Here is a 25,407-nt window from a genome sequence, read left to right as displayed (position 1 = left end):
ATCACTTGACGGCGGCGTTCAGCGACTCGAAGGTTCCGGAGAAGTACGACACGTTGTGCCATGGCCGCTTGCTCAGGGCGTCGGCGAGTTCCCGCGCCTGTTGGGCATCGCGGCCGAACAGCACGATCCGCGTGTTGAAGTCGTCGAGAGGCATGGGAGCCCCCTGGACCTTCGCGGCATTCTCGGCCATGAGGTTGTGCGCACGCGGCAGGCTGCCTTTGCCGAAGTCTTCGGCTGACCGCGCATCGAGAAAGACAGCGGTCTGGTCGTTCCTGAAGATCCGCAGGACTCCGTCGAGGTCGATTTCGGTCGGGCCGCCGAGCGCACGCCAGACCGGCATGCCAAGCTGATAGCGGCGCACGTTCGTGAACCCGGCATCGAGCAGTTGGGCGGCCATGCGCCGGCTGGCCTGGCAATAGGGTCCGTTGCAGTAGAGTACCAGCGCCTTGCTCTTGTCGCCGTCCACCAGTTTCTCGACCCCGGCGACCGCGTCCGACGGCGGGCCTTTGAGATTGTTCGCTCCGGGGATATGCCCGTTCACGAATTCGGCATGGGGACGGGTATCCAGGATGGTCGCACCGCCTTGCGACACGATGCGGCGCATATCCTCGGTGCTGATCTCCGGCGTCTTCTGCCCGGTCTCTCCGATGACCGCCTGATAGATCGTCATGTCCTGAGCGAAGGCAGGGCCTGAAAGGAGCGTTGCCGCAACGGCGGCCGAGGCGAGGAAACGAACGTTGTTCATGACCAAGCTCCATCCACGGAAGGTGTGCGACAGGATTCAACGCAACATCGCCAAGCCGGCATCATGCCGGGTTGGCGATGGGCACTTCGCTATCCGAGAGATGGCGGAGTATAACCCCGGCTGACGAGCCTTGTACCGGTCCCACTCAGCTTAGCCCGGATAACTTGAGGACTTGCGGTGAAGACCGTTCGCACCCGCCGGCCAAATATCCCTTGGCAGAACGGCGGCCGCGCGCTATGGTCGCGCCCATGCAACAGACGCTTTCCATCACGTCCATTGGACGTTCCCGATATTTTGGCCGCTGGTTTCGTTCGGCGGCCTAGGAACGCGCATCTGTCGCTCACTCCCGAAGCCGCCCGGACCGACCCGCGGCGGCTTTCGTGTTTGTGACCCCGGCCCTTGATGGGCCTCACATCCTGAAATTCCGAACACGGGCGACCCGGGCGGCCTCACCATCCGCGAAGAGAGGTTGTCATGTTCGATTTCGATGTCGTCACCGGCCCCACCCAGCCGCCCCACTGCCCGACTGCTGAGGACTCTGCCGTATCGGGGGCCGCCGGGTCGTCCCTGAAGCCGGCCGCCCTGGCCGCAACGGCCGGAAGCACCCGCTCCGAGTCGCTGCCGGACAAGGGGGAAAAGCCGCTGTCCTGAGCCGGACGGGGCCGCCGGCCATGGCGTGCAGGTCCCGCATCCCAGCTTTCGACCAAAAAAATCACGAATCCTGCCTATGTTCCGCCGGCTGTTGTCGTATACTCCCTTAGGGCAGACGTGTCCGGGTTACGGCTCAGCCGGCCGTACCTCTTGTTTGGTGCTCCTCGAACGGCGTTCGGACCGGGTTTTCGGACTTGGTTTCGGGCGTGGGGATCGGATCGGAAGAAGGATGACTGATCATGGCGGATGATGCTCTCTCAAGCGTCAACTCCCTGGTGTCCAGCCTCAACGCCTCGATCAACAATGCGGTCGAGGCGATCAAGAAGTCGCAGAGCAACCAGGCGGTCGGCGACGTCAAGGAATATTCCAAGACGGTGAAGAAGTCGGCGCTGAACACCAATGCCGGCGCGACCGACATCGGCGTGATTTCCAAGAACACCACCCGCCTGAACGTTGCCAGCACCTTGGCCCCGAACGACAAGGCCGACTTCTACAAGTTCAAGGTCGTCACCAAGGGCGAACTGACCATGGGTCAGGTCGGCGACGACGGTGTGCATGTCCAGCTGATGAACCGGCTTGGCCGGGTGATGGCCGACAGCGATCCGAAGGCCGGCGACAATTACAAGGCTTTCAAGCAATTGCAGACCGGCAACCTGACGGTTGACAAGGGCGACTACACCCTGCGCGTCACCCGCGACAAGGGCCAGTCCGACAAGGACCCGAAGAACTACGCCATGCAGCTGGTGATGGGCAATTACAGCCAGGATTACGACACCGTGGCCAAGCAGCCGGCCAAGGGCGACACCGGCCTGACGCTGTCCACCGGCCAGCAGGCGACGCTCGACGGGCTGAATCAGGCCATCAGCAGCATGAACTCCATCCCCACCGGCCAGACCGGCACACAGAAACTGATGGGCAGCTTCAGCCTGTTCGTGTGAAGCCGGGCTGTCGGCTGTGCTATGACCGGGCGGAGCCGATCCGTTCCGGAGCAGACCCTTGCAGTCCAAAGACCCGTCCATCACGCGCCTGACCCCGGCCGACCATCGCCGCGTTCCCTGGAAGAATGGCGGCGGTGTCACCACCGAGCTGGCGGTGGAGCCGGCCGCCGACGGGCGATTCGTCTGGCGTGTCAGCATCGCCGACGTGGTCGAGCCCGGCCCGTTCTCCGCCTTTCCCGGCTATGACCGGCTGATCGCGGTGGTGGAGGGTGACGGCATGCGCCTGTCGGTCGATGGTGCCGCGCCCGTCGAACGCCGCCGCCTGGATCCCGCCTTCGCCTTCCCCGGCGAGGCGCCTGTGTGGTGCGAACCGACCGCCGGCCCGATCCGCGACGTGAACCTGATGCTCGACCGCGCGTCCGCCACCGGCGCCCTGACCCTGCTGGCGGGAGGTGCCGTCCATCGCGCCGCCGGCGACGTGCTGCTGGTCCATGCGCTCGTCGGCACGCTGGCCGTCACGCCGGACGGTGGCGAGGCTCTGACGGTTCCCGCCGGCCACAGCCTGCTTCTGCGCGGCACGGCGGCGCTGGTCGAGGCGCGGGACGGGGCCGAGGGCGTCTGCGCGGAGGTGCGGCGGCGTTAAGCCTTCGCCGCCCGGATCAGTTCCGCGTACCAGCGGGCCGAGTCCTTCGGCGTGCGGGCCAGGGTCTGGAAATCGACGTGGACAATGCCGAAGCGCTGGCCATAGCCGCTGCCCCATTCGAAATTGTCCAGCAGCGACCAGACGAAATAACCGCGCACGTCGGCGCCCTGGGCCATCGCATCGCGCATCGCGGCGTTGTAGATGGTCAGGTAGTTGATGCGGTGCGGGTCGTGGACCCCGCCGTCCGGGCTGACGGTGTCGCTGCCGCCGCAGCCGTTCTCCGTCACCACGATGGGCAGGCGGTAGCGGCGCTGGATGGTCAGCAGTTCGTCCCGGAAGGCGTCGGGGAAGATCGCCCAGCCGACGCCGTGGGTCGGCGAATCGGGCGGCGCGTCGCCCCAGCCATAGCCCCAGGTCCGGGCCGGGTCGGCCTTGGCGAAGATCGGGCCGTAATGGTTCAGCCCGAACCAGTCCACCGGCCGGGCGATGCGCGCCATGTCGCCGGGCCGGACATAGGGCTCGATGGCGGCGGCGGTCTGCGGCGGGTAGTGGCCCAGGATCTGCGGATCGCAGAAGACCAGGTTCCAGTGCTCGTCCAGCAAGGCGGCGGCGGCGCGGTTCTCCGGCGTGTCGGTCTCGGGGATCACGACCTGACGGTTGTGGATGGCGCCGATGGAGGCCCCCGGCACCATGTCGCGCAGCACGTCCACCCCGGCGCCATGGGCGAGGTTGACGTGGTGGATGGCGCGCAGATGCTGCGCCCGGTCGACGATGCCCGGCGCGGCCCAGGGGATGGCGTAGCCGAACAGGGTGAAGACTGAGAATTCGTTGAAGGTGATCCAGCGCTTCACCCGGTCGCCGTAGCGCCGGGCGCAGAGCGCGGCATAGTCGGCGTACCAGCCGGCGCAGTCGCGGGACGACCAGCCGCCCAGATCCTGCAGCGCCTGCGGCAGGTCCCAATGGTAGAGGCAGAGCCAGGGCTCGATCCCGGACTCCAGCAGCCGGTCGATCAGCCGGTCGTAGAAATCCAGCCCGGCGTCGTTCACCGCCCCCTTGCCGCGCGGCATCACCCGGGGCCAGGAGACCGAGAAGCGGTAGGCATCGACGCCCAGCCCCTTCATCAGCGCCACGTCCTCCGGCATGCGGTGGTAGTGGTCGCAGGCGACGTCGCCGGTGTCGCCGTTCACCACCCCGCCCTGGGTGCGGCAGCGCACGTCCCAGATGCTGGCGCCGCGCCCATCCTCGGCCACCGCGCCTTCGATCTGGTAGGCGGAGGTGGAAACGCCCCAGGTGAAGTTGGGCGGATAGGAGGAAGTCCGGTCGGTCATGGTCAGGCTGCAATCTGGTTGATGCTGCGGCAGCGGGCCTCGAAGGCGTCGGAGATGAATTCGGGGCGCTTGTAATAGCCCTTGATCCAGCTCGCCAGCAGACAGAGTTCCTCCAGCTTCACCAACTCGTCCAGCGTTCCTTCGGGAAAGCGGATGGCGAAGCTTTCGGAGATGTATTCCAGCACCTGCTCGACCTGATCGATCGACAGCTGGATATCGGTCTCCAGGGTCGCATTGCGGGTCAGCAGAGCCTCGTCGACCCCATATTCGTCGCGGATCAGCTTCACGATCCAGCGGAACATGTGCATCCAGTTGGATACACCCTCGATCGACTTGCTCATCGCGACGCTCGGCTTTGGGTTGCGCGAAAGGGGTAGGCAACAGCGACTGTACGCACCGATCGTTAAAGAATAAAGCAGTCAGCAATGGGGTTTCCCACCGGGCGCGGCAAAAAACCGCGCGGGATTTGCCACCTCCGCGGGCAGGGGGCGCCGGTATGTGCCCAGACATTGTGCAGGACAGGACGGGCCGAGACTGGAATCCGCTGCGGGGCGAAACGGCACGCGCAATGCAGAACGAAGCCGATCCACCGGATAGCAAGGCTTCCGCCATGACAAGCGCCGCCGTCACTTCTGACGTCCATCCCGTCGACGAGGTCCTGCCGCCCTGGCGGCTGCTGGCGCTGGGGCTGCAGCATGTGCTGGTGATGTATGCCGGGGCCATCGCGGTGCCGCTGATCGTCGGCGGGGCGCTGAAGCTGCCGAAGGACCAGATCGCCATGCTGATCAACGCCGACCTGTTCGCCTGCGGCGTGGTCACGCTGATCCAGGCGGTCGGGGTCTGGCGCTTCGGCATCCGCCTGCCGGTGATGATGGGCGTCACCTTCGCCGCGGTCGGGCCGATGGTGGCGATGGCGGCCAACCCGTCGCTGGGTCTGCTGGGGATCTATGGCGCGGTGATCGGGTCCGGCATCTTCGCCATCCTGGCGGCGCCGCTGGTCGGCCGGCTGCTGCCGCTGTTCCCGCCGGTGGTGACCGGAAGCGTCATCGCCATCATCGGCATTTCGCTGATGCGGGTCGGGGTGGGCTGGGCCGGCGGCGGGGTCGGCAACCCGCGTTTCGGTGATCCGGCTTTCCTGGGTATCGCCGCCTTCGTGCTGCTGGTGATCCTGGCGCTGATGAAGCATGGCCGCGGATTCTTGCGGAACGTCGCGGTGCTGCTGGGGCTGGTGGCCGGCATGGCGCTGGCGATGGCGCTGGGCATGGTCGATTTCAAAGGACTGGCGGAAGCGCCCTGGGTGGCGGCGGTGCAGCCCTTCCAGTTCGGCATGCCGGTGTTCGATCCGGTCGCCATCCTGACCATGTCGCTGGTGATGATCGTGGTGATGATCGAATCGACCGGCATGTTCCTGGCGGTCGGCGACATGGTCGGTCGCCCGGTGAGCCGGGAGGATCTGGTCCGCGGCCTGCGCACCGACGGGCTGGGCACGCTGATCGGCGGCGTCTTCAACACCTTCCCCTACACCTCCTTCTCGCAGAATGTCGGGCTGGTCGGGGTGACGGGCGTGCGCAGCCGCTGGGTCTGCGCGGCGGGCGGGCTGATCCTGCTGCTGCTGGGGCTGCTGCCGAAGCTGGCCCATGTGGTGGCGTCGGTGCCGGCCTTCGTGCTGGGCGGGGCCGGGTTGGTGATGTTCGGCATGGTGGCGGCGACCGGCGTGAAGATCCTGGCGCAGGTCGATTTTGCCAACCGGCGCGAGAACCTGATCGTCGTGGCGGTCAGCATCGGCGTCGGGCTGATCCCGCTGGTGTCGGACAAGTTCTTCTCGCAGATGCCGGCCTTCCTGTCGCCGCTGCTGCACAGCGGCATCCTGCTCGGCACCCTGACCGCCGTGGCGCTGAACTGGTACTTCAACGGTCTGCAGAGCGCCGACCGCGCCCGTCACGACGTGGCTGCCGCCGCGCATGGGGCGGAGGCTTGAGGCCGGGAAGAGGACCGAGAAATGACGCATGACAAATGATGCATGACAAATGACAAGGGCCTCACCGTTTCCGGTGAGGCCCGATTCTTGAGGTCCCGGCCAGCTTGTCATCGCCATCTGCCGGAACCTGCCGCGGTCACCCGTGGTCTTCCAAGCCCGTTGCCGACAAATGCCGACAGTGCGGGAACATCATTATTTTGCAATCTCGCACGCAGTTAGTCAAGGTTTTGTGAAGAGAGAAGTTGGTACGCCAGCCAAGCCTTTACAGGACGAGGGCGATCCGCAGGCAGTCGTCGATTGCAGTCATGTCATCGGCAGGCATTGTGTAAACCAAGTATTGTCGCTGACCATTCGGTAATTTCACTTTGACCCGATCGAGACGGGCGCAAGAAACCGTCACTGCCATATCGCACTTGGCCCAAATCGCTCCCCGAGCTGGCGGATAAGCGATTGGCGACAATTGATGGTGATACGGTTCGAGAGGGTCCGGCTCGACGCTGCTCAAGGGCACAACGGTACACAGGCCCGGCCCACGACGGCGACGAGCGGAAACCACCACGACCGGCCGGACCTTGATCATCTCCGGTGGTTGGAAACCGGTATCGAAGTCGCAGATGAGAATCGAGCCACGGCGGGGATGGAAGGTGATCGGCATGTCCTCTCGGTAGCATTCATGCCGACTCTGTTCAAGCGATAGGCTGTGTTCCGGTCGCTCTTACTTTCGCCGCAGCAGGTCCTTGCTGGCGAGCAGCGACCCGCCGGCGATCAGGGCGCAGGACACCCAGATGATGCCGGAGTTGGGGGCGAGGCCGAACAGGACCAGCAGCAGGGTCGACAGCAGCGGCGCCAGATAGGACAGCGCCCCCAGCGCCCGGATGTCGCCGTGGCGCACGCCGTAATCCCAGACGAAGAAGGCCGCCCCCACCGGTCCTAGCCCAAGCAGCAGCATCGCACCCCAGCCGGCGGCGGTCTCCGGCCATACCGTCCGCTCCAGCGCCAGATGACAGAGCAGCGACAGAAGCGCGGTGACGAGACAGAAGGCGCTGACCGCGTCGGTCGGCGCCTCGCCGGTCTGGCCCAGCCGGCGGCGCAGCACCGAATAGCCGGCCCAGGTGACGGCGCTGCCCAGCGCGGCGGCATAGCCGGGCAGATGCGCCGGGTCGATCGAGAATCCGCCCACGGAGTTGCCGGTCCCGCCGCGCGCGATCAGCAGAACCGTTCCCGCCAGACCGGCCAGCGCGCCGCCGACATGCCAGGACCGCAGCCGCTCCCCCGGCAGCAGGGCGGAGAACAGCACGATCAGCAGCGGCCACAGATAGTTGATCAGGTTCGCCTCGACCGGCGGGGCCGCCTGCAGGGCCATGAAATAGAGGAAGTGGAAGCCGAACAGCCCGCCGACCCCCAGCGCCCAGGCCGCCGGCGGCTGGCGGAAATAGCGCAAGGGGTTGTCGCCGCGCGACAGCGTCCAGCCGCTGCCGACCAGGAAGGCCAGCAGGAAGGAGGTCGCCACCAGCTGGAACGGCGGCACCATGGAGGCCAGCGTCGCCAGCGGGGCCAGTGTCGCCCACAGCAGGATGGCGGTGAAGCCGACCAGCGTGGCGCGGTTGACGGATCGGCGATCAGGCAGGGTGGCGGAGACGGTCATGATTCTTGTCGGTCGGTTGGCGCGGGGGAGGCGACCATAACCGGCCGGCGGGAGGCTGTCTTGACCGGACCTCCGCCGCGCGTTGACCGAAACTCCGCTTACGCCGTCATCGGAAGCGCCTCGTCGCGGGCGAAGGCGGTCATCACCATCGCTTCCGCCGCGTCGGCCGCCAGCGGGCGCGAGATCAGAAAGCCCTGCAGGCAATCGCAGCCGGCTTCCGCCAGCCAATGCCGCTGCTCGGCAGTCTCCACCCCCTCGGCGACGGTGGACAACAGCAGCCGCTGGGCCAGCGCGATGACGGTGGAGGCGATGTCGGGGGCGTGCGGCAGGTCGTTGACGAAGCTGCGGTCGATCTTCAGCACATCCACCGGCAATTGGCGCAGATAGGCCAGCGAGGAATAGCCGGTGCCGAAATCGTCGATGGCGATGCGCACCCCCAGCGCCCGCAGCCGGTTCAGCGTCGGCAGATGGTGGCGCACGTCCTTCATGATGACGGTCTCGGTGATCTCCAGCTCCAGCAGGTGGGGCGGGGTGCCGTGGCGTTGCAGCATCTGCTCGACCAGCCGGGCGAAGCCGGGATCGGCGAGCTGGCGGGCGGAGACGTTGACCGCCACCGGAACCGGGCCATGGTCCAGAGCCCAGCGGGTCGCGGTGCGGCAGGCTTCCTCCAGCACCCAGCGGCCGATCTCGATGATGAGCCCGGTGTCCTCGGCCACCGGGATGAAGTCGGCGGGGGAGATCGCCGTCCCTTCGTGCCGCCAGCGGATCAGCGCCTCGAAGCCGGTCAGCCGGCCGCCCGCCGCCTCGATCTTCGGCTGATAGACCAGCTCGAAGGCCCGCGCCGCCACCGCCTCGCGCAGGCCGGATTCCAGCCGGAGCCGGGTCTCGGCGCGGTCGGTCATGTCGCGGGTGTAGAAGACGAAGCGGTCGCCGCCCGCCGTCTTGGCCGCCTGCATCGCCGAATCGGCCATCCGCATCAGGCCGGTGCTGTCCGGCACCCCTTCAGGCCGCTCGCCGTTGCCCGGCAGGGGATGGACGGCGATGCCGATGCTGGCGGTGAGGTGGACGCGATGCTCCCCCACCTCGCGCAGGGAGGACAGGCCGTCGAGCAGCCGTTGCGCCACCATGGCGGCCTCGTCGCGGTCGGCGACGCGCTCCAGCACCACCAGGAACTCGTCGCCGCCCAGCCGGCCGACGGTGTCGCAGCGGCGCACATTGGCGCCCAGCCGCTCCGCCACCCGGCAGAGCAGCAGATCGCCGACGCCATGCCCCAGGCTGTCGTTGACCCGCTTGAAGCGGTCGAGGTCGACATACAACACCGCAAGCCGGCCGGCCCCGGTTCTATCCCCACGCGCGCGGTTCGCCAGTTCGATGGCGTGGTCCAGCCGGTCGAGCAGCAGCGCCCGGTTCGCCAGCCCGGTCAGCGGGCAGCGCGTCGCCAGCCGCCGCAGCTCGTCATGCTCGCGCTCCAGCAGGGTCAGGGTGTGGTTGAAGCGGGCGATGACGAAGCCAAGCTCGTCGTCGGCATGGCCGCGCGGCACGGCCAGCGGCTGGCCATAGGGCTTTTCCGGGTCGATCCGCGCCACCGCCCGGCCGATCTGCAGCAGCGGCCGGGTCAGCAGCCGGTGGAACACCGCCGCCATCGCCAGCCCGATCAGCAGGTTGCGCAGGGTCCCCGCCAGCAGCGCCGCCGAGACATAGGCGAGGAAGCCGGATGCCGCCCGCCCGGTGTCGATGCCGACGATCAGCGTGCCGATCCGAGACCCGTCAGCAGCCCTCGGCCCGTTCGCCGGAGTCATCAGGTCATGGGTCACCACCGGCCGGTCGATGAACAGAAGCGCCGTCGCCGCACGCTCCAGCAGGCTTGCCGGTCTGGCCGGGCGTTCGCGGCGGGCGAGCAGGGTGCCGTCGCCCAGCCGGATTTCCGCCCAGGCGGCATTGGCGCGGACCATGCCCCGCAAAACCTGTCCGGCCAGTTCCGCGTCGATCAGCCAGGCGGCGCTGGCGGCCGGCCCCTCCACCAGGGCGACGGCGTCCGCCACCTGGGCCAGGGCGACGGTCCGCTCACGGCTGGCGGTCCAGGCGAATTCGGCCGCGGTGATGGTCAGGCCGATGACGAAGGCGGCGAGAACCGCGTGAATCGCCTGCTTCAGCGTCAGGCTGCGCAGGACTGGGATCGCCATCGCACCGTTCCTCGGCCGCATGTTTCGCACCGCCGCCCCCGCCGGGGGTAAGCCTTTCGGCAGAGGCGGCAAAGCGAAGCATTAGTGGGACGGGCGATGACCGCGGCGCGGCGGTTCTATGAAATTTTTGTAACCGGGGACGCGTTCTATTGCTGACAACGCATATTGCTGCATGGGCCCATTCCTGAGGCGCATGGCTACCATTCAGCATTGGTAATACCAGTTCGTGTGCGCCGCAGCATATCTTGGCCTTGCCCATTCTCGGGGCGTTTCCTCCCTAAACTTCAGGGCCGCGCGATTGCGCGGCCCTTTTTCTTTGAGCGGGAGGAAAGGGGTGAATCAGAGTCCGTAGACTTTGGGCCCTATCATAGACCATTCTCAGCCGTCATTCCCGCGAAGGCGGGAATCCAGCTTTTCCAGGGGCTTAGGTGCAGAGCTTCCTGGTTCCCCGCCTTCGCGGGGATGACGACCGATAATCGCACGAAGAATCTTGCAGACTCTCAGACCCGGCGGGCAAGCGCCAGCAGGCCTCCGGCGCCGATCATCAGGCCGCCGGTCAGGCGGTTCAGCGACTTGGCCGCCGAAACGGTGGTCAGCTTCGCCGCCAGACGGTCGCCGCCGGTGGCATAGGCCATGATCCAGCCGAACTCGATCACCACCATGGTGGCGACCAGCGCCATCAGCTGCGGCGCCAGCGGGGCGGCGGCGTCGATGAACTGCGGGAACAGGGCGCCCATGAACACCAGCGCCTTCGGGTTGCTGAAGGCGACCAGCGCGCCGCGCAGGAACAGGCGGGCGGGCGTGCCTTCCCCCGACGGGGCGGCGGCGGTATCACGCTCGCCGGGCTGCTCGACCGGCGCCAGCCATGCGGCGATGCCGAGCCAAGTGAGGTAGGCGACGCCGGCCCAGCGCACGATCTCGAAGGCCAGGACGGAGGTGGAGAGCAGGGCGCCCAGCCCGAAGGCGGACAGTGCCGCCATCACCGCCAGCGCCGCGCACATGCCGGCGCCGCCCCAGGCGGCACGGCGGGCGCCGAAGCGCAGGCCGAGGCTCATCGCCAGCAGCATGTTCGGGCCCGGCGTGGCCGAGATCACGAAGGCGGTGGCGAAGAAGAAGGCGAGCGTCTGCCACATCATGATTGGGAAGCCTCAAGAGCGGGGATGCCGGGAGTGTGCAGCAATCTGCCGCACCACAGCAGCATGCGCCCGGCTTCGCCGCAAGCGGCTCCGGCGAAACACAGCCATGCTTGCGAAGGCCGGGCCTGCGGAAACCGGTAGGAAAGCCGGCGCGGCGTCGGAGTACCCCGCACTGGCCGTTCGCGACTGCCGGAATAGCCCGGCGGGGCATGGACAGAGACGCTTCGCACACCAATCCTCAATCCTTCGTCCGGCGCGGCCCTTTCTCCGGCACGGCAGCCGGGACACCGGTGGCGAGAAGGAGGGTGCGTATGCGTGCATACCGTCTCTTGGCCCATTGCCGTGCCTGTCTGCTCGCCTCCCTGCTCGTCGTCGCTCCCTTATGTGTGTGCTTATCCGCGGTTCCGGCCGCGGCGCAGACGCCGGTGGACCTGGAACTGGTCCTGGCGGTTGACGTGTCCGGCAGCGTCGACCCGGACGAGGCGAAGCTGCAGCGCAACGGCTATGTCCAGGCCCTGCTGAACCCGAAGGTGCAGGCGGCGATCCGCGGCGGCCCCTTCGGCCGGGTCGCCGCCACCTATGTGGAATGGGCGGGGGAGAGCCACCAGCACATCGTCGTCGCCTGGGCCGAGCTGAGCGATCCGGCCAGCGTCGAGCGTTTCGCCGCCAGCGTGGCGGAGGCGCCGATGATGACGGAGCAATGGACCTCGATCAGCGCCGCCATCGACTATGCCGTCCCGCTGTTCGACAACAACGGGTTCGAGGGCATGCGGCGGGTCATCGACATCTCCGGGGACGGCGAGAACAACCGCGGCCGTCCTGTGGAGGAGGCGCGCGACGCCGCGGTCGCCCGCGGCATCACCATCAACGGGCTGCCGATCCTGAACGACCGGCCCAACCCCTGGGGCGGCGCGGCGCCGAACGACCTGGAGGGCTATTACCGCGACCATGTCATCGGCGGCCCCGGCGCCTTCCTGGTGCCCGCCCGCGACTTCGACGCCTTCGCCGACGCCATTCTCAGCAAACTGCTGCTGGAGGTGTCGGGCGTTCCGCCGGTGGGGCGGGGGCGCGACCTCGCCGCCCGTTGAACGGGCCATCCAGATTCGAAAGGGGGTCAGTTCACCGCGCGGTCGATGGCGCGGCCGGCCTTTTCCGCCGGACCCGGCGGGTCGATGGCGTCCTTGATGCTCTGGCCGGCGTTGTCGATGGACTCGCCGGCCCGCTCGGCCGGACCGTCCTTGTGGCAGGCGGCCACGGCGACCAGCGGCAGGACCAGGACGGCGGTGCGCAGCAGCGTCAGCATGGGAATCTCCTTCACGTGTTGCGCGCGGGCGTCCAAGGACGGTCGGCGCGCTGCAGTGCGGAAGAAACGGTATGGCCGGGCTTTGGGTTCGCATCGCTAGCCGATTGCTCCGCTGACGCTTCCGCTTGGGCTTGGAGAGCGCCGTTCCAGCTACTCCCCCTGCTCGAATCTCCCTCTCCCCCCCGGGGAGAGGGTCGGGGTGAGGGGGATGCAGGGAGTGGATTCGGTGGTGGCGGCGGCCTTTCCGATGCTTGTGACGCCACGCGATGCGACCCCCTCACCCTAACCCTCTCCCCGGAGGGGAGAGGGGATCCTGGTGGGGAGAGTTGCGGCCTTCGCTGTCCCCCGCATTTTGTGCTCTACGGTCAACTGCCCTTCGCGTTTCCCGTGCCACTCTCGTCCCAGGATGAGACGGGCGGGAGGCCGGCATGGCTGGGTACCATTGCGATCTGGGGCGGCAGCGCCACCGTTTCGACGATCTGAAGGCGGTGATGGCCTGCGCCTCGCCGCGGCGGTCGGGGGACGAGTTGGCGGGCATCGCCGCAGACAGCGACGAGCGGCGGGTGGCGGCGCGCATGGTTCTGGCCGACCTGCCGCTGAAGACCTTCCTGAACGAGGTGCTGGTCCCTTACGAGACCGACGAGGTGACCCGCCTGATCATCGACCGCCACGACGCCGAAGCCTTCCGGCCGGTGGCGCACATGACGGTCGGGCAGTTCCGCGACTGGCTGCTGTCCTATGACGCCGACAGTGCGGCGCTGGCCGCGCTCGCTCCCGGCCTGACGCCGGAGATGGTGGCGGCGGTGTCCAAGCTGATGCGCAACCACGATCTGGTCTGCGTCGCCGCCAAATGCACGGTCGTCACCCGCTTCCGCACCACGGTCGGGCTGCCGGGGCGGCTGTCGAGCCGGCTGCAGCCCAACCACCCGACCGACGACCCGACCGGCATCGCCGCCTCGACGCTCGACGGGTTGCTCTATGGCATCGGCGACGCGGTGATCGGCATCAATCCGGCGACCGACAATGTGCCGGCCTGCATCGCGCTCTTGGAAATGCTGGACGCCGTGCGCACCCGCTTCGACATCCCGGTGCAGTCCTGCGTGCTGGCCCATGTCACCACGACGATGCAGGCGATGGAGCGCGGGGCGCCGGTCGATCTGGTGTTCCAGTCCATTGCCGGCACCGAGAAGGCAAACACCGGCTTCGGCGTCACCCTGTCGCTGCTGGCCGAGGCGCAGGAGGCCGCCAAGGCGCTGAAGCGCGGCACCATTGGCGACAACGTGATGTATTTCGAGACGGGGCAGGGGTCAGCTTTGTCGGCCGACGCCCATTTCGGCGTCGATCAGCAGACGGTCGAGGCCCGCGCCTATGCCGTCGCCCGCGCCTTCGACCCGCTGCTGGTCAACACGGTGGTCGGCTTCATCGGCCCCGAATACCTCTATGACGCCAAGCAGATCACGCGGGCCGGGCTGGAAGACCATTTCTGCGCCAAGCTGCTGGGCGTGCCGATGGGCTGCGACGTCTGCTACACCAACCATGCCGAAGCCGATCAGGACGACATGGACGTCCTGATGACGATGCTGGCGACCGCCGGCGTCAATTTCCTGATCGCGGTGCCCGGCGCCGACGACGTCATGCTGAACTACCAGAGCCTGTCCTATCACGACGTGCTCGGCCTGCGGCATCTGCTGAAACGCCCGCCGGCCCCGGAGTTCGAGGCATGGTTGGACAAGGCCGGCTGGCTCGACGAGCAGCGCCGCCTGCCGCCCTGGCCCGATCAGAGCCTCGTCGTCTCCGCCCTGCTGGGGAGTGCGGCCTGATGAGCGACACTCCCAAGGATCCGTGGGCGCGCTTCCGCAGCGCCACCCGCGCCCGCATCGCGCTGGGCCGCAGCGGCGACGCCCTGCCGACCAAGGCGCTGCTGGAGTTCCAGCTTGCCCACGCCCGCGCCCGCGACGCGGTTCACAGCGCGGTCGATTTCGACCGGCTGGCCGCCGACCTGTCGCCGCTGGAGACCATCCGCGTCCACAGCGCGGCGCCCGACCGCCCGAGCTATCTGCGCCGGCCCGACCTCGGCCGGCGGCTGGACCCGGCCAGTGCCGCCGCGCTGCCGGCGGGGGAGTGGGACCTGCTGTTCGTGATCGCCGACGGGCTGTCGGCCGCCGCGGTGCAGGTGAATGCCGCGCCGCTGGTCCATGCCTGCACGGCCCGGCTGGGCCATCTGCGCATCGGGCCGGTGGTGCTGGCCGGACAGGCGCGGGTGGCGCTGGGCGACGAGGTGGCGGCGGCCATGGGTGCCCGGCTGGTGGCGCTGCTGGTGGGCGAGCGGCCCGGCCTGTCGGCCGCGGAGTCGCTGGGCGCCTATCTGACCTGGGACCCCAAGCCCAGCCGCGCCGATTCCGAACGCAACTGCATTTCGAACATCCATGCCGGCGGCCTGTCGATCCAGACGGCCGCCGACAAGCTGTGCTGGCTCGCCACCGAGGCGGCGCGGCTGAAGCTGACGGGGGTCGCCCTGAAAGAGGACGCCCCGTCCCTTGCCGGTCCGGACAACGAAAAAAACCAACGGATCGGCAATTCCTGAGAGAGCGCCGCCATCGGCACCAATGCCGTGACTTTCAAAGCCTTTGAACAGGGGCAGGAGGCAACATGTCTGGGAACACGAAGCCTGAATTGAGCAAGAGCCTGAGCGGGCTCCATCTGTGGGGGATCGCCGTCGGGCTGGTGATCTCCGGCGAGTATTTCGGCTGGAGCTACGGCTGGGCGGCGGCGGGGACGCTGGGCTTCCTCGTCACCACGATCCTGATCGCGGCGATGTACACCACCTTCATCTTCAGCTTCACCGAGCTGACCACCGCCATTCCCCATGCCGGCGGTCCGTTCGCCTACAGCTACCGCGCCTTCGGGCCGACCGGCGGCTTCGTCGCCGGCTTCGCCACGCTGATCGAGTTCGTCTTCGCGCCGCCGGCCATCGCGCTGGCCATCGGCGCCTATCTGAACGTGCAGTTTCCGGGGCTCGACCCGAAGACGGCGGCGGTCGGCGCCTATGTCATCTTCATGGGGCTGAACATCGCCGGCGTGTCCATCGCCGCCACCTTCGAGCTGTTCGTCACCATCCTGGCGATCATCGAGCTGGTGGTGTTCATGGGCGTGGTCTATCCCGGCTTCTCCTGGGCCAACTTCACGGCCAACGGCTGGGCCGGGTCGCCCAGCTTCAGCATGGACGCCTTCGGCGGCATCTTCGCCGCGATCCCCTTCGCCATCTGGTTCTTCCTGGCGATCGAGGGAGCGGCGATGGCGGCGGAGGAGACCCGCGATCCCAAGCGCACGGTTCCGCGCGCCTATATCGGCGGCATCCTGACGCTGGTGGTGCTGGCCTTCGGCACCATGATCTTCGCCGGCGGCGTCGGCGACTGGAACGCGCTGTCGAACATCAACGACCCGCTGCCGCAGGCGATGAAGGCGGTGGTCGGTGAATCGAGCGGCTGGCTGCACATGCTGGTGTGGATCGGCCTGTTCGGGCTGATCGCGTCCTTCCACGGCATCATCATGGGCTATTCGCGCCAGATCTTCGCGCTGTCGCGCGCCGGCTTCCTGCCGCCGGTGCTGGCCCGCCTGCACCCGACGCGCAAGACCCCGCATTGGGCGATCCTGGCCGGCGGCGTGATCGGCATCGCCGCCATCTATTCCGACGAGCTGATCAAGATCGGCGGGCAGCCGCTGACCGCCAACATCGTCACCATGTCGGTGTTCGGCGCCATCGTCATGTACATCATGAGCATGGCGGCGCTGTTCCGGCTGCGCACCAGCGAACCGGCGCTGGAACGGCCCTACCGCGCGCCCTTCTATCCGGTGTTCCCGGCGATCTCGCTGGTGCTGGCGGTGCTGGCCCTGGTGACGATGGTTTACTACAACGCGCTGGTGTTCGGGCTGTTCGTGGCGCTGTTCGCGCTGGGCTACCTGTTCCACCTCGCCACCGCCGGCATGCGGGTGAAGGCCGGCGGCGCGTCCGGACTGACGCACATGGATGCGTTCACCGAGGCGCGGACGATGGTGGATTAAGAGGCTGGATTGAGGTGTGGCGGGGGGCCCGGCGGGTGCCCCCCTCCCCAACAAGCAACCGCCTTACAGCTTGGCCGCGGCGTCGAACACGGCGTGGCTGTAGGCGCCTTCCGGCTTCTTCGAGATGACCGGGGTCGAGGCGCCCGACATCAGGATGTCCACCGTGCGGTTGAAGTCCGCCGGGTCGAGATAGCCGGTGCCCTTGGCGCCGCCGTCGATCAGCTTGGCGACCTCCTGCATCATGGTGGTCTGGTGTTCCTCGGTCTGGGCGCCGGTGGTGTCGTTCTCCAGAACGATCTTCACCGCCTCGTCCTGATGCTTGGCGGCATATTCCCAGCCCTTGGCCGACGCCTTCACGAACTTCGCCAGCTTCTCCACCGTCTTCGGGTCGGACAGCGCCTTCTCCGTGGCGTAGAGGCCGTCCTCCAGCGTCGCCACGCCCTGGTCCTGATACTTGAAGACGGTCAGCTCGTCGGCCTTCATGCCGGCTTCGATCAGCTGCCAATATTCGTTGTAGGTCATGGTGGAGATGCAGCTGGCCTGCTTCTGCAGCAGCGGATCGACGTTGAAGCCCTGCTTCAGAACCTTGACGTCCGGGCTGGAGCCGGAGGTGGAATAGCCCAGCTTGCTCATCCAGGACAGGAAGGGATATTCGTTGCCGGAGAACCAGACGCCCAGCGTGTGACCCTTGAAGTCCTTCGGGTCCTTGATGTTGGCGTCCTTGCGGCAGGTCAGCATCATGCCGGACTTCTGGAACATCTGCGCGATGTTGACCAGCGGCACGCCCTTTTCCCGGCTGGCGAGCGCCGACGGCATCCAGTCGACGATCACGTCGGCGCCGCCGGCGGCGATGACCTGGGTCGGGTTGATGTCGGGGCCGCCGGCCTTGATGGTGACGTCCAGCCCGGCGTCCTTGTAGAAGCCCTTGGCCGCCGCGACGTAATAGCCGGCGAACTGGGCCTGGGTGACCCATTTCAGCTGCAGCGTCAGCGGATCGGCGGCGGCGGCCGGCGCGCCCCAGCCGGCGAGGCCGGTGAGCGCGGTGGCGGCGAGCAGGACGGCGGAGGCAAGGGTCTTCATCGCGTTCGATCCTCTTCTGGCTGGAGTTTGTTTTGGCTTGAAGAAAGGCGGTCAGCGTTTGCGCAAAGACGGGTGCCAGGCGGTGACATGCCGCTCCGCCAGTGCGAGCGCACCGTAGAGCAGCGATCCGGTCAGGGCGGCGACGGCGATGGTCGCCCACACGATGTCCAGATTCATCCGGGCGACCTGGGTGGAGATGCGGAAGCCCATCCCCACCACCGGCGTCCCGAAGAACTCGGCGACGATGGCCCCGATCAGGGCCAAGGTCGAGTTGATCTTCAGTCCGTTGAACAAAAAGGGCAAGGCGCAGGGAAGCCGCAGCATCGCCAGCGTCCGCCAATAGCCGGCGCCGTAGGAGCGCATCAGGTCGAGCTGGATGCGCTCGGCGGATTGCAGACCGGCCAGCGTGTTGATCAGCATGGGGAAGAAGGTCATCACCACGATGACGGCGGCCTTGGACTGCCAGTCGAAGCCGAACCACATCACCATGATCGGCGCGATGCCGACCACCGGCACGGCACTGGCGAGGTTGCCGAGCGGCAGCAGGCCGCGCGCCAGGAAGGGCACCCGGTCGGCCAGGATCGCCACGAGGAATCCGGCGCCGCAGCCGATCAGATAGCCGCGCAGGACCGAGATCAGCACCGTCTGGCGGAAATCGTCCCACAAATCGGCTGCATTGGCGGCGAAGGCGGTTGCCACGAGGCTCGGCGGCGGCAGCAGGATGGTCGGCACCTGAAAGCCGCGGGTCAGGATCTCCCACAGCATGACCAGCGCCAGCCCGAACAGGGCGGGACCGGCCAGCCGCGCCGGGCCGCTCAGCCCCGCCAGCAGGGCCAGCACCCGCCACAGCAGCAGCGTGGCGCCGGCCACGTAAATCCAGAGTCCGCCGGCCTGGGCGAGGGCATGGCCCTGGTTCAGCAGCACCAGAGGGGCGGCATAGGCGGCGGCGACTCCGGCCAGCAGGAGAAGGGCCTCGCCCAGCGCGGAGCCGGGCAGGCGCCTCGCCAGAATGGTGGCGACGGTCAGCGCGAAGAGGGCCAGAGCCGCCGGAATCTGCGGCAGATACAGGGCGGTGCCGTCGAGCGTGGCAAACGGCAGCAGCGGGGCGGCCAGCATCAACAATGGCCACGGGGCCATGGTGGGGCGCGCCATAGTGGGACGGCTCATCGCGCACCTCCCCGGCCGCCCGGCACCAGCGCCCGCTCGGCGAGGCCGACGGCGGCGACCAGCGTGACGCTCAGCAGGGCCGCCATCACCAGCGCGCTCCAGATCTGCACGGTCTGGCCGTAGTAGGAGCCGGACAGCAGCCGTGCGCCCAACCCCGCCTGTCCGCCGGTCGGCAGCTCGGCCACGATGGCGCCGACGACGCTGGCGGCGACCGCGATCTTCAGGCTGGTGAACAGGTAGGGCAGCGAGGCCGGCAGGCGCAGCAGGCGGAAGGTCTGGGCCGTCCCGGCGCTGTAGGTGCGCATCAGGTCCAGCGTCAGCGGATCGGCGGAGCGCAGCCCCTTCACCATGCCGATGGTGATCGGGAAGAAGCACAGATAGGCGGCGATGATCGCCTTGGGCAGCAGGCCGGTGAAGCCGATGTTGCCGAGGATCACCACGATCATCGGCGCGATCGCCAGGATCGGCACGGTCTGCGAGGCGATGACCCAGGGCAGCAGGCTCGATTCCAGCGTGCGCGCCTGGACGATCCCCGCCGCCAGCGCCACACCCAGCACCACCCCCATGCCGAAGCCGGCCAGCGCCGCCCCGGCGGTGACGCCGGTGTGGTAGAGCAGGTTGCGGATGCTGGTCACCGGATAGCCGGTCAGCGACTTGTAGAGGTCGAGCGCGACCTGATCCGGCGTCGGCAGGATCGGGCGCTTCATCGCCAGCGTGGCGCGGATCAGGTCGGCGGTGGTCCAGCCCTGGCCGGCGCGGTTCAGCGCGTCCGTCGCCATCGGCGCGTTCAGCCAGACGGCACCGGCGTACCACAGCACCAGCACCGCCAGCGCCATTACGGCTACCGGCAGCGTCTTGTTAGTCGTCATAGCTGTGACCCTCCATCAGCCCTTCGCGGACGCGGTGGGCGATGCGCTGGAACTCCGGGCTTTCGCGGATGTCGAGCGTGCGCTCGCGCGGCAGGTCGCGGTCGCAGTCGATGACGTCGAGGATGCGGCCGGGGCGCGGGCTCATCACCACGATGCGGGTGGACAGGAAAACCGCCTCGGCGATGGAGTGGGTGACGAAGATGCAGGTCTTGCGGGTGCTCAGCCACAGGCGGGTGAGCTGCAAATTCAGGTGGTCGCGGGTGATCTCGTCGAGCGCACCGAACGGTTCGTCCATTAAAAGCAGGTCGGGGTCGAAGGCGAGCGCGCGGGCGATGGACACCCGCTGCTGCATGCCGCCCGACAGCTGCCAGGGGAATTTGCGCTCGAAGCCCGACAGGCCGACGAGGTCCAGCTGCTCGCGGGCGTGCTGCTGCCGGTCGGCCTTGGGCATTCCCATGATTTCCAGCGGCAGCATGACGTTGCGTTCCACCGTCCGCCACGGGTAGAGCGCCGGGGCCTGGAAGACATAGCCATAGGCGCGCTTCAGCCGTGCCTGTTCCGGCGTCATGCCGTTGACCGTCACCTCACCGGAGGTCGGCTGTTCGAGGTCGGCGACGACGCGCATCAGCGTGGTCTTGCCGCAGCCGCTGGGGCCTATCAGCGAGATGAAATCGCCCTTGGCGATCGACAGGCTGACGTCGCTCAGCGCGTAGACCGGATGGTCGGCGGCCTGATAGGTCAGGGTCTGGTTGCGGATATCGACGATGGTGCGCGGCGCGGGATCGGCGGCCGGCGGAACCAGAGTGAGCGGTGCGGGCTGGGCGGCTGGCACGGCGGTCGTCCCTTCGCGTTGTCGTCTGTCGCGGGGACGGGAGCAAGAAGCGGACCAGATGGGATGGGAGCGGGGTGGTTGGTGGGTAGCGGATTGATTTCGCGAAAAGAAAACTTGTCCGTTGGGACAGGAATTGGCGGAGTGGACAGCGTTTCACTGGGTTAGGTTTTGTAAGGTCGCACAATTTTCGGGCTGATGTCGTGACGGTGGTGAAATTTCGAGCAAGGCCAAGGATCCCCCACTTCTTCCCAGGGGAGAGAGTTAAACAACTAATTGACTGTCACGTCGGTTGCGGGAGGTTCTTGCTGGATCTGCCGGATTGCCTCGCCGATATAGCGAAGACGGATATCGACAAACAATTCCAGACTGCACATAATCTGGCTGTGTAGCTTCGCCAGAGTTCGGTCTGTAGGGCAGAAATGATATGTGGCATATCCGTATTATAGCGGTTCTGACAAGTATGATCCCGTTTGGGGTGCATGCCGCTGGCGACATGCTTCGAACGAATGACGTGATCTGGAAAGCACTCAGCGAAGCCGAGAAAGATCGGCTTCGATCCAGCTACGTAGTCGATGTTGCAAACGGTCGTCAGTATGGGACCATCATCGACGCCCAGGCGGTTGACGAATCGACCCCGGGTACGAACGTGGGAGCGGCCATTGGGCAGGCCTATGGCTCCGCTATGTACATCGACAATGCCTTTAAGAGGCCAAACCCGAACTACTCTGCAACCAATCATGTTGGCGCAGCGCTCTTGGGCGCGATCCTGGGTAGTGCTCTGGATGCGCCAGCGGTGCGCCAATTCCGATTCCGCTATACGGTCAGATCGCTTGATGGTTCGACAACACAGATCGACCGCGTTGAGGCGCAGCCATTTCGCCAGCCACTGGGTGTATGCGTTTCGGTTCCAGCATTAACCATTGAGCCGCAGGGAACTTGCGAAACGTCGGCCGCAGAGTTCCGAGTTCGCTACTTCTCGCAAGAAGCTACGGTAAGTCCACCGGGGAAAGTAGTGAAGAAAACAGCAGTCAGACCTTCTACGTCCAAAGCTGTTGAAGCAAATCAAATTGTCAAATGCAGATTGGGGGAAACATCTATCGTCTACGTTGAATACCAATCATGCCTCAATGCGGAAGGAAAAGTTCTATGAAAGTGAGAGTGATTTCTGCAGTTATCATTGCTATTTCACTTGTTGCTGGCTGTGCTCAGCAAGCCTGGGTTTATGATGGTAAGCGTTACACTGATAGCGCTCAGTTAAAAAGAGACATGGATAGCAATTTCTCCACTCAATTGGCAAACATAAAACCACTGCCCCACCCATTGACAAAAAGGGAATTGAAAGTAATAATCCCTGATAGGTCGTGGCTATTTGATGCAAAACTTGAATATATTAAGGTTGGCGTTCCGCTGGCCACAAGAGATATGATAGCTAACGATGTGCTTCTTAATACCACATACGATGAGAATGCTCGACTTTCTGACTTGATTAGAAAGAAAAATATATTCCCAAATGTTTCACAATCGACTGTGGTCGGTCCGGTGGAAATTCAGCCGTCTGATGATTATGATGCGCTCGTGTTTAGTACGGCACTCAAGCCCCCAGGCGTCGATCAGCTCTATTACATTTCGAAAAGGAATGGGAAGCAGATCATCACATTCGACCAGAATTTGGTATCAATACAAGAGCGCATCGAGTCTCAGCTGAACTCCATTAAGGCCGCCGCCATACAATGACTCCGGCGCAATGCTGCGACCAACGAGATTGTTACGACTGTATGGTCTAACAGCGAAGATCAAAACCACGTGGGGGCTGGGGCAAATCAACGGCTCCAGCCTAAGAGGCGGTTTCCAGAACCCTCATCCGATGCCCCCTCCGGAAACCGGCTGATCTGCTGTCGGTTTCCTGTGCCTTTGGCACAGAGAGGCGGGCATGGGACCGACAGTTGCGGACTTGGTGGCGGGGATCATCGACCGGATCGAGGCTCGGCCTGTCGGCTCCGGGCGCCCGCCGATGCCCACTGTGGAGATCATCGAGACGCTTCGCTTCTTTCTGCGTGAGGGCGTCCAGTGGCGCGAGCTTCGGGCGGCGGACGGGCGCGCCTCAGGCTCAACCCTCCGCCGCCGCCTGGACGGGTGGCACACGACAGCGTTGCTCCGCCGTGTCCATGCCGTCCTCGTTCGCATGGCGCGCTCCGGTCCAGACGCCGCCGCTTGGGACGTCGTGGTCGACAGTTGCTCAGTACGGGCTAAGCACGGTGGCGAGTTGACTGGCCCGAACCCCACCGACCGCGGCAAACCCGGCACCAAGTATCACGTGGTCGTCTCGACTGACGGCTTGCCGCTGGCGGTCATGCCGTCTGCCGCCAATGTGCATGACACCATGCTCTTCCCCGACTTGCTGCGCTTGGCCCAGGTCATCTGCGCCGCCATCGGCAGGCTCTACGCCGACGCAGGCTACGACAGTGCCGATAACCGTTGGCTCTGTTTACGTGACGGGGTTCAACCGCACATCCGCAAGATCGGCGAGCCCCACGGCTCAGGGCTCGGAAAGGTCCGATGCGTCGTCGAGCACGGCTGCGCTTGGCTGCTCGCGAACAAACGCTTGGATCGACGGCAGGATAGGCTCGGACGGGTCGTTCTCTCCTTGCTCACTGCCGCCGCTATCTTCATCATCGCCAACCGCATCAGGGCATTCTGAAAACCGGCCCTAACCCTTCTGCGTTTTGCTGAGCATCCTAAGGGGCGGGAGAGGGTATTCACACCGCCCTTGCCAGTCCTGCCCCGTCCCCGCTAACTGTTCGGACGGCCGACAAACTCCTGGGTCCCATGTTCGACAGTTTCCTGCTCGCCTTCACCGCCCTGTTCTCCATCGTCAATCCGCTGGCGATGGCGCTGATCTTCAGTCAGGTGACGGCGGACAGCAGTCCGCGCGACCGGGCGCGGCTGGCCGGGCTGGTCAGCATCTATTCGGCCATCGTCATGCTGACCGCGCTGTGGGCGGGTGCCTATGTGCTGAACTTCTTCGGCGTGTCGATGGCGGCGCTGCGGATCGCCGGCGGCTTCGTGGTGGCCGAACGGGCCTGGGCGCTGCTGTCGGCGCCGGAACGGCACGAGGCGCGCAAGCAGGAACAGGCCGCACCCACCAGCGACAACGACCAGTTGGCGGAATCGGCCTTCTTCCCGATGACGATCCCCTTCACCACCGGGCCGGGCACCATCTCGGTCGCCATCGCGCTGGGATCCACCCGCCCGACGCATGGGGCCGGCGGGCTGATGGAGTTCTTCATCGGCATGTCGGGGGCGGCGCTGGCGATCGCCGCGCTGGTCTGGCTGTCCTACCGCTCCGCCGACCGCATCGTCGATTTCCTGGGGCCGACGCGGGTGCGGGTGCTGACGCGGCTGTTCGCCTTCCTGCTGTTCTGCGTCGGCGTCCAGATCCTGCTAACCGGTGTTCTGGACGCCTTCCCGCTGCTGTCGCAGAAGGGCTGAGTTTCAGCTTTTCGGACGCAGGTCCTGCACGCGCTTGGCCTTGCCGATGGACCGCGCGATGCCGCCGGGCTCCACCACCTCGACGCGGGTGCTGATGCCGATCAGCGACTTGATCGAATGCTGCAGGTGCCGGGCGTGGCCGTCCCATTCCGACGGGTGGACGCCCTCATGCATCTCCACCCGGACGGCGAGGTTGTCCATGTGGCCGTCGCGGCTGACCACCAGCTCATAGTGCGGGGCGAGCGCCGGGATCTTGCAGATCAGCTCCTCGACCTGAGTCGGGAAGACGTTCACGCCGCGGATGATGAGCATGTCGTCGGAGCGGCCGGTGATCTTGTCCATCCGCCGCATGCCGCGCGCCGTCGGCGGCAGCAGCCGGGTCAGGTCGCGGGTGCGGTAGCGGATGACCGGCATGCCCTGCTTGGTCAGGGTGGTGAAGACCAGCTCGCCGTAGGAACCGTCGGGCAGCACCTCGCCCGTCTCGGGATCGATGATCTCGGGATAGAAATGGTCCTCCCAGATCACCGGGCCGTCCTTGGTCTCGACGCATTCCGACGCCACGCCCGGCCCCATCACCTCCGACAGGCCGTAGATGTCGACGGCGTGGATGTTGAAGGTGCGTTCGATCTCCTCGCGCAGCGCGCCGGTCCAGGGCTCGGCGCCGAAGATGCCGACGCGCAGGCTGGTGCTGCGCGGGTCGATGCCCTGGCGGCGCATCTCATCGGCGATGTTCAGCATGTAGGACGGCGTGACCATGATGATGGTCGGCTTGAAGTCCTGGATCAGCTGGACCTGCTTCTCGGTCTGGCCGCCCGACATCGGCACCACGGCGCAGCCCAGCCGCTCCGCCCCGTAATGGGCGCCGAGGCCGCCGGTGAACAGGCCGTAGCCGTAGGCGATGTGCACGATGTCGTTGCGCGTGCCGCCCGCCGCGCGGATGGAGCGGGCGACGACCTCCGCCCAGACGTCGATGTCGCCCTTGGTGTAGCCGACCACCGTCGGCCGCCCGGTGGTGCCGCTGGAGGCATGGACGCGCACGATGTCCTCCATCGGCACGGCGAACATGCCGTAAGGGTAGGCGCGGCGCAGGTCGTCCTTCACGGTGAAGGGGAACAGCGCCAGATCCTTCAGCTCCTTGAAGTCGTCGGGATGGACGCCCTTCGCCTCGCACTTGGCGCGGAAGGACGCGACGTTGGCGTGAGCGTGGCGGAGCGACCATGCCAGCCGCTCCGTCTGCATCGCCGTGATCTCGTCGCGGCTGGCGAACTCGTAGCGGTCCATGCCGGCTTTCGCGCCCTGGTTAACGCCGGTATCGGTCATGATGGACATGGTGCGCTTCTCCCTTCGTGCTGATGCCC

The 25,407-nt window shown here is 66.4% G+C and carries 25 protein-coding genes; 12 read left to right on the top strand and 13 right to left on the bottom strand.

Annotated features, from left to right (window positions below):
* Position 1: 1 nt before the first annotated feature.
* The gene (locus PWS46_RS24855) at positions 2-745 is read right to left on the bottom strand and encodes a rhodanese-like domain-containing protein (protein WP_434624378.1); all 744 of its coding nucleotides are present in this window, start codon (positions 743-745) and stop codon (positions 2-4) included.
* Positions 746-1,219: 474 nt separating this feature from the next.
* Here PWS46_RS24855 and PWS46_RS24850 point away from each other — a divergent pair, with 474 nt between their 5' ends.
* The 3 genes from PWS46_RS24850 to PWS46_RS24840 all read left to right on the top strand — a co-directional run bounded on the left by PWS46_RS24850 (position 1,220) and on the right by PWS46_RS24840 (position 2,977).
* Positions 1,220-1,396 (top strand): hypothetical protein, encoded by a 177-nt coding sequence (locus PWS46_RS24850; RefSeq protein WP_434624376.1) that lies wholly within the window; start codon positions 1,220-1,222, stop codon positions 1,394-1,396.
* 239 nt (positions 1,397-1,635) lie between these two features.
* Positions 1,636-2,334, top strand: a complete 699-nt coding sequence (locus PWS46_RS24845; protein WP_434624374.1) for a hypothetical protein — start codon at positions 1,636-1,638, stop codon at positions 2,332-2,334.
* Between the two features lie 58 nt (positions 2,335-2,392).
* Positions 2,393-2,977: a HutD/Ves family protein gene (locus PWS46_RS24840; RefSeq protein ID WP_434624372.1), complete on the top strand. Its 585-nt coding sequence runs from the start codon at positions 2,393-2,395 to the stop codon at positions 2,975-2,977.
* On the opposite strand, the gene PWS46_RS24835 is transcribed toward PWS46_RS24840, so the two are convergent.
* Positions 2,974-4,305 carry a GH1 family beta-glucosidase gene (locus PWS46_RS24835; RefSeq protein WP_434624370.1) on the bottom strand — a complete coding sequence of 444 codons (1,332 nt, stop codon included), beginning with the start codon at positions 4,303-4,305 and terminating at the stop codon, positions 2,974-2,976. The genes PWS46_RS24840 and PWS46_RS24835 overlap by 4 nt on opposite strands.
* 2 nt (positions 4,306-4,307) lie before the next feature.
* Complete coding sequence (locus PWS46_RS24830; protein WP_085091864.1) at positions 4,308-4,646, bottom strand: acyl carrier protein; 339 nt, start codon at positions 4,644-4,646, stop codon at positions 4,308-4,310.
* Between the two features lie 269 nt (positions 4,647-4,915).
* On the opposite strand from PWS46_RS24830, the gene PWS46_RS24825 reads away from it, so the two are divergent.
* Positions 4,916-6,283, top strand: a complete 1,368-nt coding sequence (locus PWS46_RS24825) for a nucleobase:cation symporter-2 family protein (RefSeq protein ID WP_434624368.1) — start codon at positions 4,916-4,918, stop codon at positions 6,281-6,283.
* 262 nt (positions 6,284-6,545) lie between these two features.
* On the opposite strand, the gene PWS46_RS24820 is transcribed toward PWS46_RS24825, so the two are convergent.
* From PWS46_RS24820 to PWS46_RS24805, 4 genes are all read right to left on the bottom strand, one after another.
* Positions 6,546-6,938, bottom strand: a complete 393-nt coding sequence (locus tag PWS46_RS24820) for a type II toxin-antitoxin system PemK/MazF family toxin (protein ID WP_434624366.1) — start codon at positions 6,936-6,938, stop codon at positions 6,546-6,548.
* 60 nt (positions 6,939-6,998) lie between these two features.
* Positions 6,999-7,928, bottom strand: a complete 930-nt coding sequence (gene yddG / locus PWS46_RS24815) for an aromatic amino acid exporter YddG (protein ID WP_434624364.1) — start codon at positions 7,926-7,928, stop codon at positions 6,999-7,001.
* Positions 7,929-8,026: 98 nt separating this feature from the next.
* The gene (locus tag PWS46_RS24810; RefSeq protein WP_434624362.1) at positions 8,027-10,111 is read right to left on the bottom strand and encodes a putative bifunctional diguanylate cyclase/phosphodiesterase; all 2,085 of its coding nucleotides are present in this window, start codon (positions 10,109-10,111) and stop codon (positions 8,027-8,029) included.
* A 500-nt stretch (positions 10,112-10,611) separates the two neighbouring features.
* Positions 10,612-11,247, bottom strand: a complete 636-nt coding sequence (locus tag PWS46_RS24805; RefSeq protein WP_434624360.1) for a LysE family translocator — start codon at positions 11,245-11,247, stop codon at positions 10,612-10,614.
* 311 nt (positions 11,248-11,558) lie between these two features.
* On the opposite strand from PWS46_RS24805, the gene PWS46_RS24800 reads away from it, so the two are divergent.
* Complete coding sequence (locus PWS46_RS24800; RefSeq protein ID WP_434624358.1) at positions 11,559-12,335, top strand: DUF1194 domain-containing protein; 777 nt, start codon at positions 11,559-11,561, stop codon at positions 12,333-12,335.
* Between the two features lie 26 nt (positions 12,336-12,361).
* Here the strand turns inward: PWS46_RS24800 and PWS46_RS24795 are convergent, their stop codons facing one another.
* Positions 12,362-12,550 (bottom strand): hypothetical protein, encoded by a 189-nt coding sequence (locus PWS46_RS24795; protein ID WP_434624356.1) that lies wholly within the window; start codon positions 12,548-12,550, stop codon positions 12,362-12,364.
* 428 nt (positions 12,551-12,978) lie between these two features.
* Between PWS46_RS24795 and PWS46_RS24790 the strand changes: the two genes are divergently transcribed.
* The 3 genes from PWS46_RS24790 to eat all read left to right on the top strand — a co-directional run bounded on the left by PWS46_RS24790 (position 12,979) and on the right by eat (position 16,612).
* Positions 12,979-14,370 (top strand): ethanolamine ammonia-lyase subunit EutB, encoded by a 1,392-nt coding sequence (locus PWS46_RS24790; RefSeq protein ID WP_434624354.1) that lies wholly within the window; start codon positions 12,979-12,981, stop codon positions 14,368-14,370.
* Positions 14,370-15,134 carry an ethanolamine ammonia-lyase subunit EutC gene (gene eutC, locus PWS46_RS24785; RefSeq protein ID WP_434624352.1) on the top strand — a complete coding sequence of 255 codons (765 nt, stop codon included), beginning with the start codon at positions 14,370-14,372 and terminating at the stop codon, positions 15,132-15,134. The genes PWS46_RS24790 and eutC overlap by 1 nt, the downstream gene beginning before the upstream one ends.
* Positions 15,135-15,199: 65 nt before the next feature.
* Positions 15,200-16,612, top strand: a complete 1,413-nt coding sequence (gene eat, locus PWS46_RS24780) for an ethanolamine permease (protein WP_434624350.1) — start codon at positions 15,200-15,202, stop codon at positions 16,610-16,612.
* A 63-nt stretch (positions 16,613-16,675) separates the two neighbouring features.
* Here eat and PWS46_RS24775 read toward each other — a convergent pair whose 3' ends face one another.
* The 4 genes from PWS46_RS24775 to PWS46_RS24760 are packed head-to-tail and all read right to left on the bottom strand — an operon-like array spanning position 16,676 to position 20,560.
* The gene (locus tag PWS46_RS24775) at positions 16,676-17,692 is read right to left on the bottom strand and encodes an ABC transporter substrate-binding protein (protein ID WP_434624348.1); all 1,017 of its coding nucleotides are present in this window, start codon (positions 17,690-17,692) and stop codon (positions 16,676-16,678) included.
* Positions 17,693-17,743: 51 nt separating this feature from the next.
* Positions 17,744-18,859 carry an ABC transporter permease gene (locus tag PWS46_RS24770; protein WP_434624346.1) on the bottom strand — a complete coding sequence of 372 codons (1,116 nt, stop codon included), beginning with the start codon at positions 18,857-18,859 and terminating at the stop codon, positions 17,744-17,746.
* A complete protein-coding gene (locus PWS46_RS24765) occupies positions 18,856-19,728 on the bottom strand; it encodes an ABC transporter permease (RefSeq protein WP_434624344.1) in 873 nt (290 codons plus the stop codon). Before PWS46_RS24765 ends, PWS46_RS24770 begins: the two co-directional genes overlap by 4 nt.
* A complete protein-coding gene (locus tag PWS46_RS24760; protein WP_434624342.1) occupies positions 19,718-20,560 on the bottom strand; it encodes an ABC transporter ATP-binding protein in 843 nt (280 codons plus the stop codon). Before PWS46_RS24760 ends, PWS46_RS24765 begins: the two co-directional genes overlap by 11 nt.
* Positions 20,561-20,984: 424 nt before the next feature.
* On the opposite strand from PWS46_RS24760, the gene PWS46_RS24755 reads away from it, so the two are divergent.
* From PWS46_RS24755 to PWS46_RS24740, 4 genes are all read left to right on the top strand, one after another.
* Positions 20,985-21,710, top strand: a complete 726-nt coding sequence (locus PWS46_RS24755; protein WP_434624340.1) for a hypothetical protein — start codon at positions 20,985-20,987, stop codon at positions 21,708-21,710.
* The gene (locus PWS46_RS24750; protein WP_434624338.1) at positions 21,707-22,294 is read left to right on the top strand and encodes a hypothetical protein; all 588 of its coding nucleotides are present in this window, start codon (positions 21,707-21,709) and stop codon (positions 22,292-22,294) included. Before PWS46_RS24755 ends, PWS46_RS24750 begins: the two co-directional genes overlap by 4 nt.
* A 196-nt stretch (positions 22,295-22,490) precedes the next feature.
* Positions 22,491-23,258 carry an IS5 family transposase gene (locus tag PWS46_RS24745; protein ID WP_434624336.1) on the top strand — a complete coding sequence of 256 codons (768 nt, stop codon included), beginning with the start codon at positions 22,491-22,493 and terminating at the stop codon, positions 23,256-23,258.
* 128 nt (positions 23,259-23,386) lie between these two features.
* Positions 23,387-24,049, top strand: a complete 663-nt coding sequence (locus PWS46_RS24740; protein ID WP_434624334.1) for a MarC family protein — start codon at positions 23,387-23,389, stop codon at positions 24,047-24,049.
* Positions 24,050-24,052: 3 nt separating this feature from the next.
* Here the strand turns inward: PWS46_RS24740 and paaK are convergent, their stop codons facing one another.
* On the bottom strand, positions 24,053-25,378 hold the full coding sequence (gene paaK, locus PWS46_RS24735; RefSeq protein ID WP_434624332.1) for a phenylacetate--CoA ligase PaaK: 1,326 nt from the start codon (positions 25,376-25,378) through the stop codon (positions 24,053-24,055).
* Between the last annotated feature and the right edge of the window lie 29 nt (positions 25,379-25,407).

This window comes from Azospirillum sp. B2RO_4 (assembly GCF_051124815.1).
Classification (GTDB): Bacteria; Pseudomonadota; Alphaproteobacteria; order Azospirillales; family Azospirillaceae; genus Azospirillum.
The sequence above is the reverse complement of the archived record's forward strand: the minus strand, read 5'-3'. Positions and strand labels throughout refer to the sequence as shown.

Excerpts from the sequence above, each read along its gene's own strand:
- PWS46_RS24845 (WP_434624374.1), top strand. The coding sequence starts at position 1,636 with ATGGCGGATGATGCTCTCTCAAGCGTCAACTCCCTGGTGTCCAGCCTC.
- PWS46_RS24810 (WP_434624362.1), bottom strand. The coding sequence starts at position 10,111 with ATGGCGATCCCAGTCCTGCGCAGCCTGACGCTGAAGCAGGCGATTCAC.
- PWS46_RS24825 (WP_434624368.1), top strand. The coding sequence starts at position 4,916 with ATGACAAGCGCCGCCGTCACTTCTGACGTCCATCCCGTCGACGAGGTC.
- PWS46_RS24805 (WP_434624360.1), bottom strand. The coding sequence starts at position 11,247 with ATGATGTGGCAGACGCTCGCCTTCTTCTTCGCCACCGCCTTCGTGATC.
- PWS46_RS24750 (WP_434624338.1), top strand. The coding sequence starts at position 21,707 with ATGAAAGTGAGAGTGATTTCTGCAGTTATCATTGCTATTTCACTTGTT.
- PWS46_RS24765 (WP_434624344.1), bottom strand. The coding sequence starts at position 19,728 with ATGACGACTAACAAGACGCTGCCGGTAGCCGTAATGGCGCTGGCGGTG.
- PWS46_RS24795 (WP_434624356.1), bottom strand. The coding sequence starts at position 12,550 with ATGCTGACGCTGCTGCGCACCGCCGTCCTGGTCCTGCCGCTGGTCGCC.
- PWS46_RS24770 (WP_434624346.1), bottom strand. The coding sequence starts at position 18,859 with ATGAGCCGTCCCACTATGGCGCGCCCCACCATGGCCCCGTGGCCATTG.
- PWS46_RS24855 (WP_434624378.1), bottom strand. The coding sequence starts at position 745 with ATGAACAACGTTCGTTTCCTCGCCTCGGCCGCCGTTGCGGCAACGCTC.
- PWS46_RS24800 (WP_434624358.1), top strand. The coding sequence starts at position 11,559 with ATGCGTGCATACCGTCTCTTGGCCCATTGCCGTGCCTGTCTGCTCGCC.
- paaK (WP_434624332.1), bottom strand. The coding sequence starts at position 25,378 with ATGTCCATCATGACCGATACCGGCGTTAACCAGGGCGCGAAAGCCGGC.
- PWS46_RS24830 (WP_085091864.1), bottom strand. The coding sequence starts at position 4,646 with ATGAGCAAGTCGATCGAGGGTGTATCCAACTGGATGCACATGTTCCGC.
- PWS46_RS24740 (WP_434624334.1), top strand. The coding sequence starts at position 23,387 with ATGTTCGACAGTTTCCTGCTCGCCTTCACCGCCCTGTTCTCCATCGTC.
- eutC (WP_434624352.1), top strand. The coding sequence starts at position 14,370 with ATGAGCGACACTCCCAAGGATCCGTGGGCGCGCTTCCGCAGCGCCACC.
- PWS46_RS24745 (WP_434624336.1), top strand. The coding sequence starts at position 22,491 with ATGGGACCGACAGTTGCGGACTTGGTGGCGGGGATCATCGACCGGATC.
- eat (WP_434624350.1), top strand. The coding sequence starts at position 15,200 with ATGTCTGGGAACACGAAGCCTGAATTGAGCAAGAGCCTGAGCGGGCTC.
- PWS46_RS24755 (WP_434624340.1), top strand. The coding sequence starts at position 20,985 with ATGTGGCATATCCGTATTATAGCGGTTCTGACAAGTATGATCCCGTTT.
- PWS46_RS24775 (WP_434624348.1), bottom strand. The coding sequence starts at position 17,692 with ATGAAGACCCTTGCCTCCGCCGTCCTGCTCGCCGCCACCGCGCTCACC.
- PWS46_RS24820 (WP_434624366.1), bottom strand. The coding sequence starts at position 6,938 with ATGCCGATCACCTTCCATCCCCGCCGTGGCTCGATTCTCATCTGCGAC.
- PWS46_RS24790 (WP_434624354.1), top strand. The coding sequence starts at position 12,979 with ATGGCTGGGTACCATTGCGATCTGGGGCGGCAGCGCCACCGTTTCGAC.
- yddG (WP_434624364.1), bottom strand. The coding sequence starts at position 7,928 with ATGACCGTCTCCGCCACCCTGCCTGATCGCCGATCCGTCAACCGCGCC.
- PWS46_RS24835 (WP_434624370.1), bottom strand. The coding sequence starts at position 4,305 with ATGACCGACCGGACTTCCTCCTATCCGCCCAACTTCACCTGGGGCGTT.
- PWS46_RS24850 (WP_434624376.1), top strand. The coding sequence starts at position 1,220 with ATGTTCGATTTCGATGTCGTCACCGGCCCCACCCAGCCGCCCCACTGC.